Annotated in this window: 14 protein-coding genes; 5 read left to right on the forward strand and 9 right to left on the reverse strand. The window is 37.6% G+C overall.

Going from position 1 to position 18924, the window contains the following annotated elements; translation table 11 throughout:
* Positions 1-87 precede the first annotated feature (87 nt).
* The 5 genes from benB to JMW61_RS09880 all read right to left on the reverse strand — a co-directional run bounded on the left by benB (position 88) and on the right by JMW61_RS09880 (position 4846).
* A complete protein-coding gene (benB, locus tag JMW61_RS09860) occupies positions 88-594 on the reverse strand; it encodes a benzoate 1,2-dioxygenase small subunit (protein ID WP_370463018.1) in 507 nt (168 codons plus the stop codon).
* A gap of 62 nt (positions 595-656) precedes the next feature.
* The gene (gene benA / locus JMW61_RS09865) at positions 657-2036 is read right to left on the reverse strand and encodes a benzoate 1,2-dioxygenase large subunit (RefSeq protein WP_201550898.1); all 1380 of its coding nucleotides are present in this window, start codon (positions 2034-2036) and stop codon (positions 657-659) included.
* A gap of 131 nt (positions 2037-2167) precedes the next feature.
* A complete protein-coding gene (gene catA, locus JMW61_RS09870; protein ID WP_194196737.1) occupies positions 2168-3091 on the reverse strand; it encodes a catechol 1,2-dioxygenase in 924 nt (307 codons plus the stop codon).
* A gap of 202 nt (positions 3092-3293) precedes the next feature.
* On the reverse strand, positions 3294-3584 hold the full coding sequence (gene catC / locus JMW61_RS09875; RefSeq protein ID WP_201550900.1) for a muconolactone Delta-isomerase: 291 nt from the start codon (positions 3582-3584) through the stop codon (positions 3294-3296).
* A gap of 89 nt (positions 3585-3673) precedes the next feature.
* The gene (locus JMW61_RS09880; protein ID WP_194196736.1) at positions 3674-4846 is read right to left on the reverse strand and encodes a muconate/chloromuconate family cycloisomerase; all 1173 of its coding nucleotides are present in this window, start codon (positions 4844-4846) and stop codon (positions 3674-3676) included.
* A 244-nt stretch (positions 4847-5090) separates the two neighbouring features.
* Here JMW61_RS09880 and JMW61_RS09885 point away from each other — a divergent pair, with 244 nt between their 5' ends.
* The 5 genes from JMW61_RS09885 to JMW61_RS09905 all read left to right on the forward strand — a co-directional run bounded on the left by JMW61_RS09885 (position 5091) and on the right by JMW61_RS09905 (position 13599).
* Positions 5091-6008 carry a LysR family transcriptional regulator gene (locus JMW61_RS09885; RefSeq protein ID WP_194196735.1) on the forward strand — a complete coding sequence of 306 codons (918 nt, stop codon included), beginning with the start codon at positions 5091-5093 and terminating at the stop codon, positions 6006-6008.
* Between the two features lie 830 nt (positions 6009-6838).
* On the forward strand, positions 6839-10765 hold the full coding sequence (locus tag JMW61_RS09890) for an ATP-binding protein (RefSeq protein WP_201550902.1): 3927 nt from the start codon (positions 6839-6841) through the stop codon (positions 10763-10765).
* Positions 10762-11376, forward strand: coding sequence for a hypothetical protein (locus JMW61_RS09895; RefSeq protein ID WP_194196733.1), 615 nt, complete (start codon positions 10762-10764; stop codon positions 11374-11376). Before JMW61_RS09890 ends, JMW61_RS09895 begins: the two co-directional genes overlap by 4 nt.
* Positions 11373-12683, forward strand: a complete 1311-nt coding sequence (locus tag JMW61_RS09900) for a hypothetical protein (RefSeq protein ID WP_201550903.1) — start codon at positions 11373-11375, stop codon at positions 12681-12683. Before JMW61_RS09895 ends, JMW61_RS09900 begins: the two co-directional genes overlap by 4 nt.
* Before the next feature lies 1 nt (position 12684).
* Positions 12685-13599, forward strand: coding sequence for a DUF7281 domain-containing protein (locus JMW61_RS09905; protein WP_201550905.1), 915 nt, complete (start codon positions 12685-12687; stop codon positions 13597-13599).
* A 1191-nt stretch (positions 13600-14790) separates the two neighbouring features.
* On the opposite strand, the gene JMW61_RS09910 is transcribed toward JMW61_RS09905, so the two are convergent.
* From JMW61_RS09910 to JMW61_RS14405, 4 genes are all read right to left on the reverse strand, one after another.
* Positions 14791-16296: a DUF927 domain-containing protein gene (locus JMW61_RS09910; RefSeq protein ID WP_201550907.1), complete on the reverse strand. Its 1506-nt coding sequence runs from the start codon at positions 16294-16296 to the stop codon at positions 14791-14793.
* 111 nt (positions 16297-16407) lie between these two features.
* Entirely contained in the window at positions 16408-16677 is a 270-nt protein-coding gene (locus JMW61_RS09915; RefSeq protein WP_201550909.1) for a MerR family transcriptional regulator, read from the reverse strand.
* A 287-nt stretch (positions 16678-16964) separates the two neighbouring features.
* Positions 16965-17786 (reverse strand): XRE family transcriptional regulator, encoded by an 822-nt coding sequence (locus tag JMW61_RS09920; RefSeq protein WP_201550911.1) that lies wholly within the window; start codon positions 17784-17786, stop codon positions 16965-16967.
* 818 nt (positions 17787-18604) lie between these two features.
* The gene (locus JMW61_RS14405; RefSeq protein WP_201550913.1) at positions 18605-18784 is read right to left on the reverse strand and encodes a YgjP-like metallopeptidase domain-containing protein; all 180 of its coding nucleotides are present in this window, start codon (positions 18782-18784) and stop codon (positions 18605-18607) included.
* Positions 18785-18924: the final 140 nt, after the last annotated feature.

Below are 18924 nucleotides of genomic sequence, written 5' to 3' on the forward strand. Positions count from 1 at the left end.
CGTTGATACTTTATAAATTACCAACAAGCTATTTTTAAATTTAATTATTTGTACTAGCTGGAAAGCATAAATAAAATCATGCGAACTCTAGACGTGATATACATCCATAATTTGGTGTACGTAATCATCTTTTAATACGATGTATTTGTCCAAAATCTTTGGGCTAGCTTGATTCATGTCTATTTTGTATTTAGAGAATCCCCAGTAAGTATTGGTCTCATGATAACGATAAGACTTATTGATCCAGTTAAATCGGACGCTAACAATGCCGTTATTATCTTCAAGTAATTCGATATTAGATAAGTTATGCGTGGTGCGAGTATCAGGAATGGTTGCAGAAGAACGCTCAGTCTCGATACGGAAAATTCGATCTTCAAGCCCGCGACGATCAGGGTAATAAATCAGAGATATTTCGCGTTGCGGGTTGTTTATTAGCTCGCCATCATCATCCCAACTAGGCATCCAAAACGGACATTCTTCGTCATAACAAGCCAGCCATTCTTCCCATTTTTTTTCATCAAGCAATCGTGCTTCACGGTACAGAAACTGACGCACATCTTCGATATTAACCGTTGCATTTTTCATTAGCGATATCCTTTTATATTTGTTCGTCCTGCAATAACTAGCAAGTTACTGGTCTAAGTAGGTAGCTAATATTAGCCTGCGCCATGTAGCTGCTGTTCTTGCTCTAGGGCTTTTTTCATCTCTTCATGCCAATATCGATGTTGCACGGTATACAATCCTTCATCTTCAGTCTTAGCTCCGCTTAACAAAGGCTTCAGGTCGATGGCTTTTGCACCTTCGTCAGCGCCTTCTATCCAGTGCTCGGAACCACGACACATGTCGTTCCATTCGAGCTTAATGCCGTTATAGCCTTGCTGGCATGAGCGGAATTCTTCTAAGTCATCTGGTGTTGCCATACCAGTTACGTTAAAGAAGTCTTCGTACTGACGGATACGGCGAGTACGTGCTTCATCACTTTCGCCTTTCGGTGCGATACACCAGATAGTGACTTCAGTTTTATCAACGGCTATTGGACGCAGCATACGGATTTGCGAGCTAAATTGATCCATGATATACACGTTTGGATATAAGCATAAGTTACGCGAGCGTCCAATCATCCAGTCGGCCATTGCTTCACCATACTGGGCAACATAGTCATCGCGATACGCAAAATTAGGACGATCTTGCGGGTTCTCCCATTGAGTCCAGAGTAGTAAATGACCGTTCTCAAAAGAATAGAATCCGCCACCTTGACGACCCCATTTGCCAGCATTCATGGCTTTGATGTTGTCTTCTTTTTTTGCTTCTTGCTCTTTGCGACGTGCTGTTGTCGCAGCATAGTTCCAATGGACAGCTGAAACATGGTAGCCATCAGCACCATTTTCAGCTTGTAGCTTCCAGTTACCATCAAAGGTATAGGTTGAGGTGCCGCGTAGTACTTCTAGGCCTTCTGGTGATTGATTGACAATCATGTCAAGAATTTTGGTTGATCCGCCAAGCCAGTCTTCAATCGGTTCGACGTCATCTTTAAGACTAGCAAACAAGAAGCCTTTGTAATTGGCAAGTTTGACTTGCTTTAGATCATGAGAGCCGTCTTTATTAAAAGCTTCAGGGTAACCTGCGCCGCGTGGATCTTTAACTTTAAGTAGCTTGCCAGAGTTGTTATAAGTCCAACCGTGAAAGGGGCACGTATAAGTTGCCTTATTGCCTTTCTTATGACGGCATAATTGAGCGCCTCGATGAGAGCAGGCATTGATCATACAATGCAGTTCACCTTCTTTATTACGCGCAACGATGACCGGCTGGCGGCCGATGTATGTTGTATAATAATCGTTGTTATCAGGGATTTGAGTCTCATGAGCCAGATAAACCCAATTGCTTTCAAAGATATGCTTCATTTCAAGCTCAAAAAGCTCTTCATTGGTAAAGGCACTGCGATGTAGGCGATAAATTCCTTTTTCTGCATTTTCTTCTAAAAAATCATCGATAGCGATATCTGATCCTTCAGGTATTAGATTAATACGCTCGCTCATGGCTGTCTTCCTTGTAAATAACGGTGTTAAACGATGTTGGGGTATGACGCTTGATACGCCAACTGCATGCATATCAAGCGAAAATTTATAATATTTAGTAGTTGCTAACAGTAGCTAGGGATATTCAACAACTAAGCTTGCGCACGACGGCGTTCAACTTCACTGCCCTGTACTGGCTTATCGATGTCTTTTACTAAGTGAAAGTCAAAGTCGATACTGGCATAAGGCTTGTTCAGACCATGCTCTTTTAACTTGTCAGCATCTTCTACCATATTTACTTTGGGGACTAATCCTTCACGACTAGCAAAGGCAAAGTCATCCCATAGGTACTCATCACCGTCGATATTGATTTGGGTAGTTAGTTTACGATAACCGTCTGCACTAGCGAAAAAATGAATGTGTGCTGGACGATGACCATGACGTCCTAGCGCGCCTAAGACCTTTTGAGTCATGCCTTCTGGCGGTACTGCATAACCGAGTGGCACAATGCTACGGAATGCATAGTTGCCGTTTTCATCAGTAATGATGGTACGTCGTAGATTAAAAGAAGATTGAGACTCATCAAAGAAAGAATAGTTACCTAAGCTGTCGGCATGCCAGACTTCAACCTTGGCGTTTGGTAAAGGCTGGCCGTTTTCGTCGTAGACGCCTCCTTGCATGAATAAAACGGTACCATTCTCAATATCAGTGCCGTCATCTAAACGGGCAAAACCTTTTTCTTCTGGGGCTCCAGCAACATAAAGAGGGCCTTCGATCGTACGTACAGTGCCACCATCAAGACCAGCTGCTTTGAGATCTTCTTCAATCATCAAATCCATAAAATGATCAAAACCAAGACCAGGGGAGAGTAATCCTGCTTCTTTACCCAAGTCACCAATGAACTCAACCCCAGACCAATATTCATCGGCCGTGATTTTCAAATCATTGATGGTCTGCATGAGGTCGGTTACGATACGTAAGACAATAGCTTGTATACGTGGATTAACTTGTTCAGGAAAGTCAATTTTACCTTTGATGAACTGAGTGGCTAATGCTTCAATTTGGCTGCGTTCCATGTCTCTCTCCTTGTTGAGGACTATTTAAAAGGTAGTTATATCTAGTACTCTTACTCAAATTTTATTCATCTAATACTTATTTTTGGCAACAGGTCTCCGTTGATCTGGTATAGACCAATAATTATTAAAAAATGGGTTAAGGCGCTATTATTTGATCAACATCAAAGGTAATAATGAAATCTAGTAATAGCGTTATAAGGCACTAACTACCAACATCGCGAATAGAAGAAGGATGACGAAGTAGAGGGGTGACCTCGACTTTCATATAAGGGTAAAGTGGTAGCGACATCATAATGTCGTGTAGTTCTTCATTACTTTCGACATCGAAAATACTAAAGTTAGAATACTCTCCTGCTAAGCGCCAAATATGACGCCACTTACCTTGTTCCTGCAGTTTGTGTGATAGCGCTTTTTCAGCTTGCTTAAGTTCATTAACTTGATCAGCATTCATATCTGTCGGTAACAACACATCCATTCTGACGTGATATAACATAATTATGTCCTTATATTTTATGGTTAGTCATATGGCTGATATTTGGTCTATATCAGCATTTATTTTACGGAGCTTTTGGCAAAGCACTATCAAGCCCCAGCGTGAGAGTCGCTTACGTAAGTTCCTAACGATATAGGATTTGAGGATGATAAATTTGCTTGTCTGGCATAGTGATATACTTTGTCGCTATCTACCTCGATACCTAAGCCAGCACCGGTTGGAATAATTAAACCAAAATTTTGATAATCAAGCGGTTGAGCTAAAATATCCTCTGTTAGTAGCAACGGACCAAAAAGCTCCGTGTCAAAGTTCAGACTAGGATAAGTAGAGAACACATGCGCTGATGCAGCAGTACCAATGGGTCCTTCTAGCATCGTCCCGCCATAAAGCTCGATACCTGCTAGATGTGCCATTTGTCCGATAAGGCAGGCGGCTTTTAATCCACCAGCTTGATTGATTTTTACAGCAAAGACATCGGCACAATGATCCGCTGCCAATTGAAACGCATTATATGGATCTTGCACAACTTCATCAGCCATAATAGCCACGTCGAAGTGTTCAGCTAAACGCTTTAACGCTGATTTATTACGCATCGATACTGGTTGCTCGATCAAATCAACGCCGCCGTCCTGCAACAGACTAATACCTTTCATAGCTTCAAGCTCTGTCCATGCTTGATTAACATCAACGGTGATGCGGCAATCGGGTAAAGCTTGTTTAATAGCCAACACGTGGGCAACATCATCAAGAATAGGGTTGCTGCCTATTTTCAATTTGAAAATTCGATGTTTTCTTTGTTCAATCATTTGATGAGCTTCAGCGATATCGGTATCAGTATTTCCGCTAGCAAGCGTCCATGCTACTTCGATACGATCACGGATGCGACCACCGATGAGCTCGCTGATAGGTAAGTTGAGTCTTTTGCCTTCGATGTCGAGTAGAGCAGTTTCAATCGCGCATTTTGCAAAACGATTGCCGTTGATGTGGGTGTTCAATAGCTGCATTGCTTTTGCTGTGCTTGTAGGCTTCTCTTTCATCAAGAGAGGGGTAAAGTAAGTATCGATATTGGTTTTGATACTATGAGGACTTTCTTCAGCATAACTTAAACCGCCAATCGTCGTTGCTTCGCCCCAACCTTCGTAGCCATCTTCGGTTTGGATATGTACCAGAACCAATACTTGTTCATTCATCACGGTACAAGCCAGTTTATGCGCTCGAATAGTAGGTATTGGTACTAGTAAAGTATTAATTGAACGAATCATATCTGTCCTTAGTATAAAATTTTGGCTTCCTTATGCTTAATAAGAACTATAGGTGTTAAATATCGACATGTCTAAGACCTATTTAGTCTTATTTTAATACTTTTTAGGTATTTTATTGAAAGGTAGGTAGTATGTTATGTTCTTTAGGTATGGATATTCTGTATGTGAAGCAGGTGATAGATAAAAGGGAAGAAATTAGAACGACTTAGGATAGAAGCAACAGAAAGTCAATCAAGGAAGAAGAATGGAACTCAGGCATTTACGCTATTTCGTAGCCGTGGCAGAAGAAAAAAGCTTTAATAAGGCAGCTGCTCGTTTGTATATCTCACAGCCACCACTTAGCCGGCAGATAAAACAATTAGAAGAAGAGATTGGCGTTACGCTTATCGATAGGGAGCATCGACCCTTGAAGCTCACTGAGGCAGGTGAGTTTTTTTATGATCATGCCATTCAAATTTTAAAAAAATCAGACGACCTGCGTACCATGACTATCCGTAAAGGAAGTTTCGATAATTCGCTTTCGATAGGCTTTGTGTCATCTATATTGTATGGCATATTGCCGAGAGTAATATCCCGTTTCAGAGAAGTTCATCCAAATATCGAGATTAAGCTGTATGAGCTAAACTCTTGGCAGCAAACGCAGGCATTGACAGAAGGCAAGATAGATGTAGGTTTTGGCAGGTTGTTATTTGAAGATGCTTCTATTAGGCGAATGGTGCTTAGGGAGGAAGATTTAGTGGTTGCCGTTCCTATTGAGCACCCCTTATCAAAAGAAAAATGCAAAAGTTTGAGCCTTATTGATCTAACAAACGAAAACTTACTACTGTATCCAACAGCACCGCGCCCCAGCTTTATTGATTATGTATTAGACTTGTTTGAAACTCGCAATTTGAAAGCGAATTATTTTATGGAGGTACGTGAACTGCATATCGCCCTAGGGTTGGTAGCAGCAGGTGAGGGGTTGACTATCGTACCAAAGACACTTGAGCATTTACGTCATCAAGAGATAACCTATATACCATTTGAAGAGGGGATACTAACTTCGCCAATTGTGATGAGTGTCAGGCATTTCGATAAGTCTGAATTACTGGAAACGCTATTAGATGTCACTTATCAAATTTACGATGAAGAAGGCTTCATTTATAAGCGTGAGAAGATTTGAGCATATCTCAAATCTCAACATCAAACCCTGACATTAACAGCATCACCTAAGAAAATTAAACCTCATAACTAAGCCCTACATGCTATATAAATATTAGCATGTAGGGCTTTTTTGACCTATCGAGGTAAAGTTGATTTATTAGATATTATTAACACTATAGTAGTGAAGGGTCTATCATTTAATAAGTTATATTTTAAATTGATATTTACTCTATTCCAGCTGATTGATGTCTCCGACATTAATCTTAATTTCACAACTCCATCTATATGTAGTCGTCAGCTAAAATTAGATAACCTATGAGATTTTAAAGAATCGTTAAATGGTAGGCCATGAGCTGGAATTAGCAAAGTACTTCTTTGATCGAGTGCAAGACAGCAGGATATGGTTTTAGTAGCTTACAGTTTCAGCACATGCTTGTTTAATATTACCACACTTTGCTACTGCTTTATCAAATGTACTAATTATGAATTATATTCCATGGATACCATCACATGTTCTAAGTCCTTAGTCATAGTGCTTATAATTGTACTTCTTTAATTTTCGACTAATTAGTCCTATCGGCTTTATAACGTTAGTGGTTTAGGAACGAGCCAGCCAGTTAGGCTGCTTAGTACTTTGAGATACTGACTGTATGATGTATTAAAACTTTGAGTTTAATAGATTTCAAATAAATAAACCTCTAGCTTATAAAGAACATTACTGTACCTATGGCAAAATAATCGTCATAAGTCTATTATTGAGTACATAGTATTTATACAATTTTATATCTAAAAAAGACAAGTTAAATAACATCAAAACTTTAATAAGTGAAAGACATAGAGGATTTCCCTTTGAATACTTTTTCTCAATCAGCATCTAGTTATAACGTTCTCTCAGATAATACACAAGTTAATCAATATGTGCCTATTACCCAGTCAAACACACAAAAGCAATCACCTAATCGATTACTCCGTGTAGCATTGATTAATAGCTATCTAAAAGGTCAAGCGCATCTATTAAATGTTGATAACAACTGTATTTTAACAGGGCATAACTCCGCTGGTAAAACGACTCTAATGGGAGCTGTTGCTCCATTTTATGGCGTACCTTTGAGTGCTATTGCCAGAAAGTCTGAAGTAAATAAAAGCTTTATTGAGTTTTATCTACCTTATGATAATAGCTATATCGTTTATGAATACGTACGAGATGGTCAATCACGTTGTGTCATTTTAAGCAGTCAGGATAAAAAGCAGATATTTAACTTCATAAATAGTAGTTATAAAGATGATTGGTTTATCGGTAAAAGAAATGATGAGCTCTACTTTAAAACAAGCTCAGAGGTCATGCACGCTATTAAGTCGCAAGGACTACAGGTCTCAAGTAATATCAGTCAGCTAGAGTATGAAGCGATTATTAGCAACTGCCCAATGAAACGCTTAAAAATAACATCTGCACAAGCTCGTAGAACCATTGCGAAATATCGTCCTGATTATGCCCTTACGTCAGATCCACACGCCACATTTTTTGGTTTTTCGCCTATTGTTAATAATGTTTTTCAGACTCAGCTGGAATTTGATGATATATGTGCTTTTTTAGTAGAAGCTATGAAAACGCAGGACATGCTAAGTAGTGATGAGCTGAAGTTAGATGCGGTGAATATTGATACCGCCAAATGGGTGCGTCAGCGCGAAACGTGGCAGCAAATAGAGGCGCTTAAACCAAAATTTGAGACATTAATCCAATCTTTAAGTGACAATATTGCTCATCAACAGCAGCTTGCTGACATAAGACATAAAGCTTCGATCTTATTATCCAAGATTGGTAATGAAGTCATTGATAAGAATGAAGAAAATAAAGCGCTTGATAATCAATATAATAATGTGGAAAGAGAAGCCCATGATAAAGAAACCATGTGGTATTCGGCTAAAGGTAAACTAGGCTCGAATATTAACCTAACGGCAAATGAGATAGTGAATCTTGAAAATAAAAAAGAGGCGTTTGAACAAGGAACTCAAGATAAGTATAAATATGAGCCTATGTTTAAGTTAAAAGAGCGTGTTGCGCAAATAGATAGTTTGCAATCGCAAAAGAGCAACAAACAACAGACCTTGAAAGTCTATCAACAGCAATTAAAAGAAGCAGAAACAAACTTAGAGAAAATTCAAGCCATATTTAAAGATGAAGTCCGCAACCTTGAAAAAACGTACGATGAGGCAGTAAATAGAATCGATAAAACCAAGGGCGTGACTGATTTTGAATTCAGTGAAAAACAACGAAGCATAGAAAATAGATTGTCTAAGGAGAAGCAACGCTTACAGTCGCAATTTCGGATACAAAGTGAAAACTTCAAAACTAAGATTAGCCGAATTGAAATAGCGATAGCGACTAAGCAAGCTGAGACCAGCAATCTATCATTTAGTCAGTCCTCAAAAAATGCTATTGATAACAACCTTAGCGAAATAGCTAGCTTACGTCTTGTGCTAAAAGAAAATCAGACAAATTTAAAGAAAAGACAAGAAGAAAAAGTTAATCTAAGAGATGAGGTAGATAGCCAGCTAAATCAACAACGTCGCATTAATGCCACAATTAACAAGCATCAGGATAGTAAGACACATTTAGAGTCTTTAGTACAAGGTGATACCTTGTTTAGCTTTTTGATTCAAAGCGAAGCAAACGACAAGCTGTATCATTCCGTTAATAAAATACGTAAAACAATTCATCCTACGCTGTTAAACCGAGCGGACTTAAACCCTGATTGGCTGGCAGATGGCGAAGAGTATAGCGTAGTTGATATTGATCATGAGGGCTTGTACGGTCTAAGGCTTAATACTAATGCTATACCAACCCCAGATATCCGTACTCATGCTGACATTGCCCAAGAAATATTGAGCCATGAGCAACAGATAGAATCAAGCAATGCTGAGTTGGCTGAACTTGAGAATACACTCAATAAATTGAATAAACGCAAAAAACAAAATGGTCAAGAGATAACTCAATTACAGCTTACCGAGCAAAAAATAGAAAATGAAATTGAAGCTTTAGAGGATCATGCGAGCTATCTACATATTCAAGCAGAAGACGAGAGGAAAAAGCGTATATCAGAGATTCAAAATCAAATAAAAATGTTAGCTGATCAGCTAACTAATCTCAATACAGAACTGGAGGCTCTAGACTTAGAAGAGCAAAATCAGTTGAGTGCATTAGATGAGACTCATACGATTGATAGTGATAAATTAAACCAAGAAAAGCAGGCGCGTTTAGAGGATTTAAAAACCCAATCAGATAAAGCTAAAGAACAGTATAAAACCCTCTTAGCTGAAGCGACAGAACGTAAAAATCAGGCAGTCGAAAAGGAAGGCTATGACCCTAGTATTATAAATAGCATGAATACTGATATTGAATTTTTAGATTCGGAGCTTTTAACTGCTGAACGAGCAAAGCGTCGCATTGATGATTACCATGTATTTCTTGAAAAAGAATATGCCGAGCTAGGAGAGCTTGAAAGTAAGAAAAATGAGCTGGAGAAAAGCCTAACTACACAGCAACATGCTTATGAGAAATATGCTGCGGAGACCGGGAAATTACTAAGTGAGTTACAAGCAAAAATAACTAAGACTGCCGAAAGACTGTGTGTGTTAGAGGCAGATAAAACCAATTTAACCTCGCACCTTAAGAAGCTAGAGTTAACATTAAACTCTGCTTTAATCGATATGAATACTTACTCATCTGAAGCAGAAAGTCGCTTACTTGAAGAAGATGTCCATTTGCAAACAGAGCGCATCTTACGCGGTATACAAAATAGCATAGAGTTGGCAGACACTACAATAAAGCAAGGGGTTAAGCTGGTTGATACCATCAAAAAACCCTTCTTTGATAATGAGTCGATGTTTCAAGCATTATTGTCTCAATCTGACATTATGGGTAGAACGACAGAAACAAACTGGTTTTTACAGTCTAGATTTTTTATGGACTATATTAACAACGAACATGAAAGTAAAAAAGAGATGATCGTTGGGCATTATATTGTAGAAGCTGAAAAAATAAATAATTTCAAGCATGACTTAGATAACGCCGATAATAACTTAAATAAGTTTACTCGAAATATTAATAAAAACTGCTCCGATATTTGTGACAACTTAAATGCCTTAGCAATCGAAGAGTTTAAGATGAGTATCAGTTCAAGCATAAAAGATAACGAGTGGTATAAAGTGCTCGATGATTTTTCTGAAGCATATGATAATTGGCGTGGGTCTGAGCGCATTAATCAACCTATGCCAAGTGAGTATTTACTTGCCAGCCTAGATAAAGTGCAGCACTTTATTGGGCAGAATAAATTGAATGTTAAATTTGCCCAGCAGTTCTCAATGGATCTGATGGTCAAGCAACATGGTCAAGCGCCAAGAACTGCAACGAAAACCAATTCATTTAAAGCGTTATCATCTAACGGTACCATGCGCATTGCTCAACTTATCATTTACCTGTCTTTACTATCTATGATTTCAACGGCTACTAATACTGAGCTCAAGCTATTTATTGATGAAATCGGTGTGCTTGATCCACAAAATACTCAAGAGCTATTAGAACTGCTTAAGAGCCAGAAAGTCTCTGCTATGTGCGCCGCGCCTCAAGTTGTTGACGATGCGGTTATCCCTTTATTCACCAATAATATTGCCTGTAGTCGTGATAAAAGTAATACCTATAGACTGTCCCAAACCGATGACTTATCCTCCCTAACTCAAGAAGCCATTATGGAAGCTCACGGAGTCTTTGACTTATGATTGAGATGACGATTGCTAGAAAACTCTTACAAAACAAGTTTATTTGTCTCATTACGGACGAAGAGGGTTATCACTGGTTAAAAACGCCTGATAACCTTGAGCGTATGACAGCTATTTTAGAACCATTAGGTATGAGGTTAACTACCTTTAGCGAAGGTGACGTCTTTGCTGGCATCAACGTTGCCGTAGATGAGACGGATAAAAAAAGAGTTGTCAAAGAATTCGAAGATATTCATTACAATATTTATCCCATCATCAATATATTGACAGCGCTGGCTAGTGCTGATGAAGATGGCGACACCCTATATATGGGAAAAATAATAAAGCAGGATAAGTTGGTAATTACTGTTAACGACAATCAAGAGTTTGCAACACGCTTAAAAAAATTGGCAGAGTTTACCAATAGTGTTAATAAACCCAACGATGAGCAAGTGGGAGCGTTACTTAATAAACTACAAAAAGACGAACTTCTTTACCTGGTTAATCCTGAGAAAAAGGTATACCGAGTAACGGGAAAGATGGAGTATATTAATCGTATTATTGAGTTTATCAATGAGAATTACTTAGAAAAGGAGAGTGAAACACACACTCAACAGGGACTTGATCTATGAGCCGTGGTGGACAATTAACCGAGGAAAAAATTCGTGATTTAGGCCGAGCGACCGAAAGCCGCGCCGACTTGTTATTACAAGCTTATCTGTCTGAGTTATCTATTGAGGACAGTCAATCAACCAAGCATTATCGAACGCTACGTGATTGCGGTGTCATCCAAGAAGGGCTAGATACCATAACGCTTAGTAAAGAGATGAGACGCATCTTCGATATCATGGCAAAAAAATCCCATCGTTTGCACGTAATGCCTGATATAGAAGAGTGGAAACGCAATATAGAGCATTATAGTAAACTTGCACTAAATGCATCATACGAGGTTGATGAGGCGAGTAATGAGCAAGGTTTCTTAGATACTATCGAAGATTATAGTTATGAATTGGCTGATGCACTTATCCAAGAGATGGCGAGCATCGAGTTCACGATTAATTCAGAATTAAACAACACGTTCAACCTGAAATCAAAACGCATAATACTAGACACACTCACACAAAAAATAAATTCACAAATCGAAAAAGTACAAAGCCTTAGCCGAGAAGAGTTGCATAAATGCCATGCCGGTAACTATAAAGTTTCTATGATACTAGACAACCTTCTTTTTGGTACTATCGATCAATGTATTAAAGAGTTAACGATTAGTCTAGATAAAACCGTCACTCTCATTGATAAGTTAAAGAAAGAACAAACACGTCAAAACGAGATGTTATGGCGACTTCATCGGAATATCCGTAACGGCCAATATAATCCTAAAGATGTGGTATTAAGTTTTGATGACTTGGTATCTTATAACTTAGCCTTCGGTGGCATGGCAGTTGAGAGTCAGCCAACCAATGTTGACGTAGAGGAGGATAAGTTCCTATTGCTCGGCTTGCTTGATAAGATGTCACCACCTAAACGCGCACTCAAAGATAGTGTGAGTAATCATTATGATGATCCCTTATTACACGTCAATAATGACAATACGAGTAAGCCACTACTAAGCGCGGAACAACGCTGGGCGTATGACTTCATGAAATATAACAATACGGATGATATAAATAAGAATCTTTCTGTCAGACAATTTTGGGAGCGGTTTGAAGTCAATCGTATTATCAAATTTAAATCGTTTTTAGCCTTAGTTATGCATATTTGTAAAAGCAATTTTAGGGACGATGCCATCGTGCATACCAAAGATGGTTATCAATGGAAACTGTACCTTAAGATCAAGACACCATCAGAGCTTTGTAATACCATACGTATTTTCGATGCGCGCTATATAAGATATAAAGTAGTAGATAACGAACCTAGTTTGGATAAGGTATGGAAATGATATGGAGCCAAGGCTTGCTAATAAGTTAGCTCAAAAACGAACATTGAAAACCTTACGTGATGGTTTGCTAAAACGCACGAAGGTATTCGCGTATCGTAATGAAGACAATGTTTTTTATATGTTGTGTCAGCATGATAAGACGATTGGATATTCAGCAGGCAAAAAAATATACCTGTCTGATATGGGTTGGCAAAGAATTATTAATTTAGTGAAAGCTGGAACGGGCGTTCACCTTATTTCAGATGATATTGAAGATTTATCCCAAAAAGGAAGATTAGAGAATAGCACCATAATGGCTGACGAGAAAGTATTGAGTAGATCGCCAACGCAGGGGTTTGTTCTATGTCGCTTATTAGGTAGTGCAGAGACGCTAAGTCAGACAACAGACCACTTCGCTAATAAATCAACACCATTACGGTCTTATTTAGGTGTGCATATAAACCATATTTTAAATTGGGACATAGGTACAATTATAGTGATTGAAAACTTTGCATCTTTTACTGAGTTCACTGAAGGTCATTTAAGCTCAATAGAGGGTGTAAGTAATAATGAAATGGTATTGCTTATCTACAGAGGACACGATGATAAAAACATTTATAGTGTCGCAACAGAGATAGCAAGTTTGACCTGCGCTAAGTATGTCTTTGCTGATTATGATTTAGCAGGCTTGCAACTTGCGGAAGTTATCGCTGAGCGTATCGAATCAGCAGGGTATATCTTGCCCAAAAAAGCTATGCACAGTCAGAAATTATTAGAGATAAATAAAATAGCAGAGCGTGAAAAGCAGTCTGCTATTACTATTAAGGACTCAGTATTACAGCCATATATGAATGATATGAAAGTTAGGTTTCTGGCGGTCACTCAAGAGGCTTTGATGGCGCATGAGGTGAAACTAGAGGTTGTGAGTAGAGAATAATTGATTAGTTAAGCAAACTCTAAGTTTAAACGGTTCAACTAACTAATCTATTTGAAGTTCTCATAGCTTCAAGTCACTAAGGGTAGAGAAGTATTTCAACTCTAAGCTGATAGTTCTAAGAACTTTATAACGCTATTGAAGTATTCGATATACTTCTACACATGAAGTATATTCATCATTTATTAATTAAGGTTAAATATTTTAATTATATTGAGCTTTTACATTAACTGAGTTCAGATACTAAAGCAAATAAAGTATTGGCTATACCATTGTAATGACGGAAATTCAAATATTGGCAGTCGCGACTTTGCACCAATATAAACCACGGGGCACAATTTTTTTATTCAGTTCCTCATTTTAGAGCGAAGATCTTGGGAACTACCTACGTGAGATGGAAAGAGTTATATTATCTCTAATAAGGTAGGAAATTAAAGGCTTCCCATAGTTTATACATAGTTTGAGAAAGTGAGGTTTTTACAAAGTTCCCAAAGTTCCTAGCATATTTATGCATAATATCAGTATTGATATCTATAAAGTCCTTTTATAGAAATATATACCAAATCGGCAATCTATATACAAACGCTATTATAAGTCATCATCATAAAATAATTAGGGCTATGGTAATAGATAATAATAAAAAGATATTATGGAAACAAGAATAGGGAAGAAGACATGGTGGTAATACAAATGTCTAAAATTAAAACAATTATTTCGGATAGCAAAAATGATTCTCTAAGATATAATCTTAGAGAATCAAAAAATTAAGTGCTTATACTGTATTAGTATTTACTAATGATTCACTTAGCAGTATATTGAACACTACCTTAAGATATATCAAATATCATAGCGCAAGATTTGACCTCTAACAGCATAAGCGCGACCAATTTTAATATGTTTATTGTTGAGCTTCAAAGTAACTCGTTTTGGTTCATTGTACTTAACTAAGTCGTGGTCTTTTAGAACATTAAGGACTTGTTGTTTGCTATAAGGAAGGCATATCTCTTCGAATGTTTCGGTGCCAAAAAGATAGAGATCATCATCCTCTTTATAATAGCCAGATTGTTTATTGATTTTTTGCCTACAGTTACCAACAATCTGGAAACGACTACCTGCATATTTTTCCAGATAACCAACAATCTGACCAATTATCTTTCGGTCTTCTTGTTTGCCATCATGCCCATAATTATCAATCTAGTTGTCAAAGCATGTTTTTGCTGCAGTCGAAGCTTGTCCAGCCTGCCAACCTGTAATGCCGGCTTTTGTAGCTAGCTCGCCAGCAGCAGCGACAACTGCAAGCCGTTTGCCAACTCTGTAAGCCTGATATTTAACATGACTGTAATCATGCATAAATTTTTCAATTATATGGTTTGCTTCGGCGATTATGAAATCTTTATTTAGAGTAATATAATTTAGCCAATTAGTACCAGCAGTCCCATAATACTGATTCGTTAGTTTTGTTAGTATATCTGCTTGTTTTTCAGGTGTAGTGGCTAAAACCAAACTATCGAAAATACCTAAATTTTTTCCTGCTTCAGCATCAATATGACATAACCGGACTTCCATACCAGGGTTATGTCGTTTGTTAGAGTGCCTGAGCATAGACTGTAGTGTTTCTTCACCGCTTGATAAAAGTAAGATACGCCAAGTTTTCACGACTCTATTACCTCCATCAGCTGTACTCCTACTTTTACCCATTCCATTTGAAAGCATATAAAATATGTCCTCTAAGGAGTTTTTCTCAGCCTGACTAATTTCATCCATAATTAAAATACCATCGTTGCACATAGCTGCTAAGTATTCAGCGGCATTTTTAGTTGCATTCCAGTTTTTAACATAGCCTCTTTTGCCCCAAACGCTAGCTGCTACGTATAAACTAAGTGATTTTCCAATGCTAGATTTACCTAGCATATGAAAGCCACCGCCTTCGATATCTAAGATTTTGAGTAGTGGACCAGTAAATGCACAGCTGATAGCAAAATTTAATCTACTTTGAGCACCTAGTGGAGAGCACAAATTTTCTCGCCACTCTTCTAGAGTACCTTTTTGACTATATCCGTGATTTAATGAACTCTCTGGTTGATAAATGATTTTTTCATTTGTTTTTCCATAGACTCTATCAGGCGTAACAAAAACGTTGTTATGCCATCCAACCTTATTAGTAAAAACAAACAAGCTTTCAATTGGATGATTGTTTAGGTAAAAGTCTAAAGCATCTTGTAGATACTTTTTCGTGGATACAACTAAACCTCTTCGAGCCACCTCCCTACGATACTTACGACTATCGCTCTGTATTAATTCTATCGGTACTGACCAAGTGTGCAACGTATTTGCTTTGTCTAACCACTCTAAAACTATACCCCATTGTGAATTGTTAACATCTCGACTACGAGCTACGACTTTGATAGGGGAGCAAATCTGTTCTTTCTTAGGCTTTGATCCATTTTTATTGTCAACAACATAGTACAAGCCATCGATACATTGCTTGATGTACCCTTTATCATATTTCATAGCTGGCGTACTAAGAATATCTTCTGCTACAATAGCAGAAGATGATTTACGAAGATCATCTGTCAGTAACGTTTGATTTACCTGTCCACTTTGCAGAGTGGACAGGTTTTCTTTTGCCGAGTTAACGAGCTCAGCGGCCTCTTGATCTTTATCAAAAGCTATTGCACTATCTTGATTGCTCTTAGTCATAATAATCTTTCCTTTGATATATGAACTATATAGTTCATAACTGTAAAACTTCTATTCTCTTTAAAAGAAAATTGAAGGGTGGGTGTTGATACGTTATCAGACTCCTTTAAGCTAATAATGAGCTGTAAAAGACTTTTCACATCTATCAAGGTACTCATCAAGATGCCTTTTTCTATAAATAACATGCCCGCCAACCTTACTGTATACAATTCCGTTTGAATTATGGCAGCGCATATACTGTAATGAACTTGGTGTTTTTCCAATGTAGCAGGCTGCATAACTTGGAGAAAACGGGGTACTGGCAGGCGCATTCACAACTGCGTTTTTCATCGACCTTTTCTCTTCATCAGTGTATTGCGACCATGGTTTTTTCTGAGCCATTATTATCTCCTGCTAGACGATAGTGATTAATAAACATGTATAAACATGTATAAACATGTATAAACACAATATACAACATATGAAAATGCTACGCAATGTATATTTGAAGCAAATAAAAATGAATGAAAAGAACTTATAAAATGTAGGCAAAAGTTTGTTTGATTATACATACGTAAAAAAACCACCTATTAGGTGGTTTTCGTTAAGTTTACTTAAGATCTATTATTGTGAATAACAGTTAACTAATTCATATTATTCAGTTGAGTGTTAGGTAAGAATGGTAGTATCTACCATGTGTCTATATTAGTCCATGAATACACCCAGCCAAGAATTTTTATTTTACTTATATCGCTAGTATTGATAGTTTCTTCGCCAAACTCTTTGTTTTTACTACGAATTAGTAGTCCTCCATCGGGATTTTTATGAAGTATTCTAATACGGTGAATCAATTCGTGTTTGAAATAATATACTTTTCCGTCTTTTATAGTTTGTTTACCAGTATCTACGGCACATTCAGCCTTGCGATGAATCATAGGGGACATGCTATCATCCTCTAAAGTAACATAAATTGTCTTATATATATCTGCACCAGCTACTTTTGCAATATTAGATAAAAAATTTGCTGATTTTCTTTGATTTTCCGTAAGATAGCCTAAATCATCTGGTTCTTTAGACCACTCTTCAAATGTTTCCATATCTTCTTCATAGTCTCGTTGTATTTTCTGTTGCATCTCATTAAAACGATCTTCACAAAAATTATGATATAGCTCCTCTAGGTATCTAATGCTATAAGGAATATTGTTTTTAAGTTTTAAATCATTAATGTACCTGTCTCTATTTTCTTCTTTAAGTGCATTTTCCATGGCATCTAGATCATCATAAGTAGCGTAGTAATTATCACCCTCTATGATCCAGTCTGGATGAACGTCCAAAACCTCTGCCAAACGCAACATATATTCGTGGTTGGGCTCAGCATCACCTGATAGCCATTTAGATACAGTTCCTCGAGATGCGCCAATGGCTTTAGATATATCAATTTGTCTTAAGCGTTTTTCCTTCATACGTTCTTTAAGTCGCTCTGCCATAGTTGGTTCTAAATTAGCATGCATTTAATAATCCTTTGTTTCCTAGACCCAAGAAACATTGTAACATTGTTTCTTGGGTCTAGGAAACAAATATTTGGTGCATATTTTACCGCGTATATTGATGTTGTTCGCAGCAGGCGATTGAACACATTAATTTTTGCAATCCAGTTGATTGTTTTCTATCTTTTTACTAAAGCGTATTGAATATTAACAAATAGGCATTGCTGATTACTAAGACTGTTCCAAACAATGTGTACAAACCCCAATTTTGACGACTTCACCTAAGTAAAATCTAACTAGGGCGTGTCCTCATTTTAAAAATGGAGCTGAGAATGATATAAATTGCCGTCAAACGAGAAAAATAGTCTAGATAATATCGAGATATTAACCAGCTATTTGACGATGTTTGGCAAAACTTAGCCATTTTTAACCCAGTTAGACGACTATCGTTTGAATTGAGGAGATGCCCTAGAGAAAGGTAGTTAACACTATGTATAGTAAAGTGTTGGCAACCTTTTTCGAATTCTATCAAAATCAGTCATACTATATATGAGTTTGTAATATTAATATTTTTATAACTGCATTAATGAGGTAGTTGGCATCTGACAAACCTCAAGCCAGCTTGTAAAGTTATCTCTCTATAGCGTTAAACTTAGTTAAAAACAAAATGGATTTTGAGTATCAGCCAAGAGCTGTAAATATTTTCATTTATATACGAACATCATTTATCTAGCTTAAAAGTAGCGAATCTATATATCTGATTAGACAATAAAATACTACTCTCGCTGTTGCCAGTCCTCTTGACCTACAGGCTTGCGATTAAGTGAATCATGTCTCGATCTCTAGTCGGATATGTGTGTATCTAATGAAGCTCTAGATCTATCGCTATGCTGTCGTTCTTTAAAGTGTAATAACTCATGCACGATAATATACTCTAAACAGGGAAGGGGCTTTTTAGCTAACTCAAGATTAAGTAATATTACCCTTTCCTCGATATTGTATCTGCCCCATTTAGTGTTCATCTTTTATAGTTGCCAGCTAGAGACAGTTACATCGATTTGCTTAGACTATTTGACTGCAGAGCCTTCCCTGCACAGTCTCCGATATAACAAACCTTAACACCCTGCAAGCTACCTGAGTTTCATATTCTAGTAGGAGTGAA

Origin of the sequence: Psychrobacter fjordensis (assembly GCF_904845995.1) — a bacterium.
In the GTDB taxonomy this organism is placed as follows: domain Bacteria; phylum Pseudomonadota; class Gammaproteobacteria; order Pseudomonadales; family Moraxellaceae; genus Psychrobacter; species Psychrobacter fjordensis.

Bases quoted from the DNA above. Each gene is read 5' to 3' on its own strand.
- benA (WP_201550898.1), bottom strand. From the start codon at position 2,036: ATGAGCGAGCGTATTAATCTAATACCTGAAGGATCAGATATCGCTATC.
- catA (WP_194196737.1), bottom strand. From the start codon at position 3,091: ATGGAACGCAGCCAAATTGAAGCATTAGCCACTCAGTTCATCAAAGGT.
- catC (WP_201550900.1), bottom strand. From the start codon at position 3,584: ATGTTATATCACGTCAGAATGGATGTGTTGTTACCGACAGATATGAAT.
- JMW61_RS09880 (WP_194196736.1), bottom strand. From the start codon at position 4,846: ATGATTCGTTCAATTAATACTTTACTAGTACCAATACCTACTATTCGA.
- JMW61_RS09885 (WP_194196735.1), top strand. From the start codon at position 5,091: ATGGAACTCAGGCATTTACGCTATTTCGTAGCCGTGGCAGAAGAAAAA.
- JMW61_RS09895 (WP_194196733.1), top strand. From the start codon at position 10,762: ATGATTGAGATGACGATTGCTAGAAAACTCTTACAAAACAAGTTTATT.
- JMW61_RS09900 (WP_201550903.1), top strand. From the start codon at position 11,373: ATGAGCCGTGGTGGACAATTAACCGAGGAAAAAATTCGTGATTTAGGC.
- JMW61_RS09905 (WP_201550905.1), top strand. From the start codon at position 12,685: ATGGAGCCAAGGCTTGCTAATAAGTTAGCTCAAAAACGAACATTGAAA.
- JMW61_RS09910 (WP_201550907.1), bottom strand. From the start codon at position 16,296: ATGACTAAGAGCAATCAAGATAGTGCAATAGCTTTTGATAAAGATCAA.
- JMW61_RS09915 (WP_201550909.1), bottom strand. From the start codon at position 16,677: ATGGCTCAGAAAAAACCATGGTCGCAATACACTGATGAAGAGAAAAGG.
- JMW61_RS09920 (WP_201550911.1), bottom strand. From the start codon at position 17,786: ATGCATGCTAATTTAGAACCAACTATGGCAGAGCGACTTAAAGAACGT.
- JMW61_RS14405 (WP_201550913.1), bottom strand. From the start codon at position 18,784: ATGAACACTAAATGGGGCAGATACAATATCGAGGAAAGGGTAATATTA.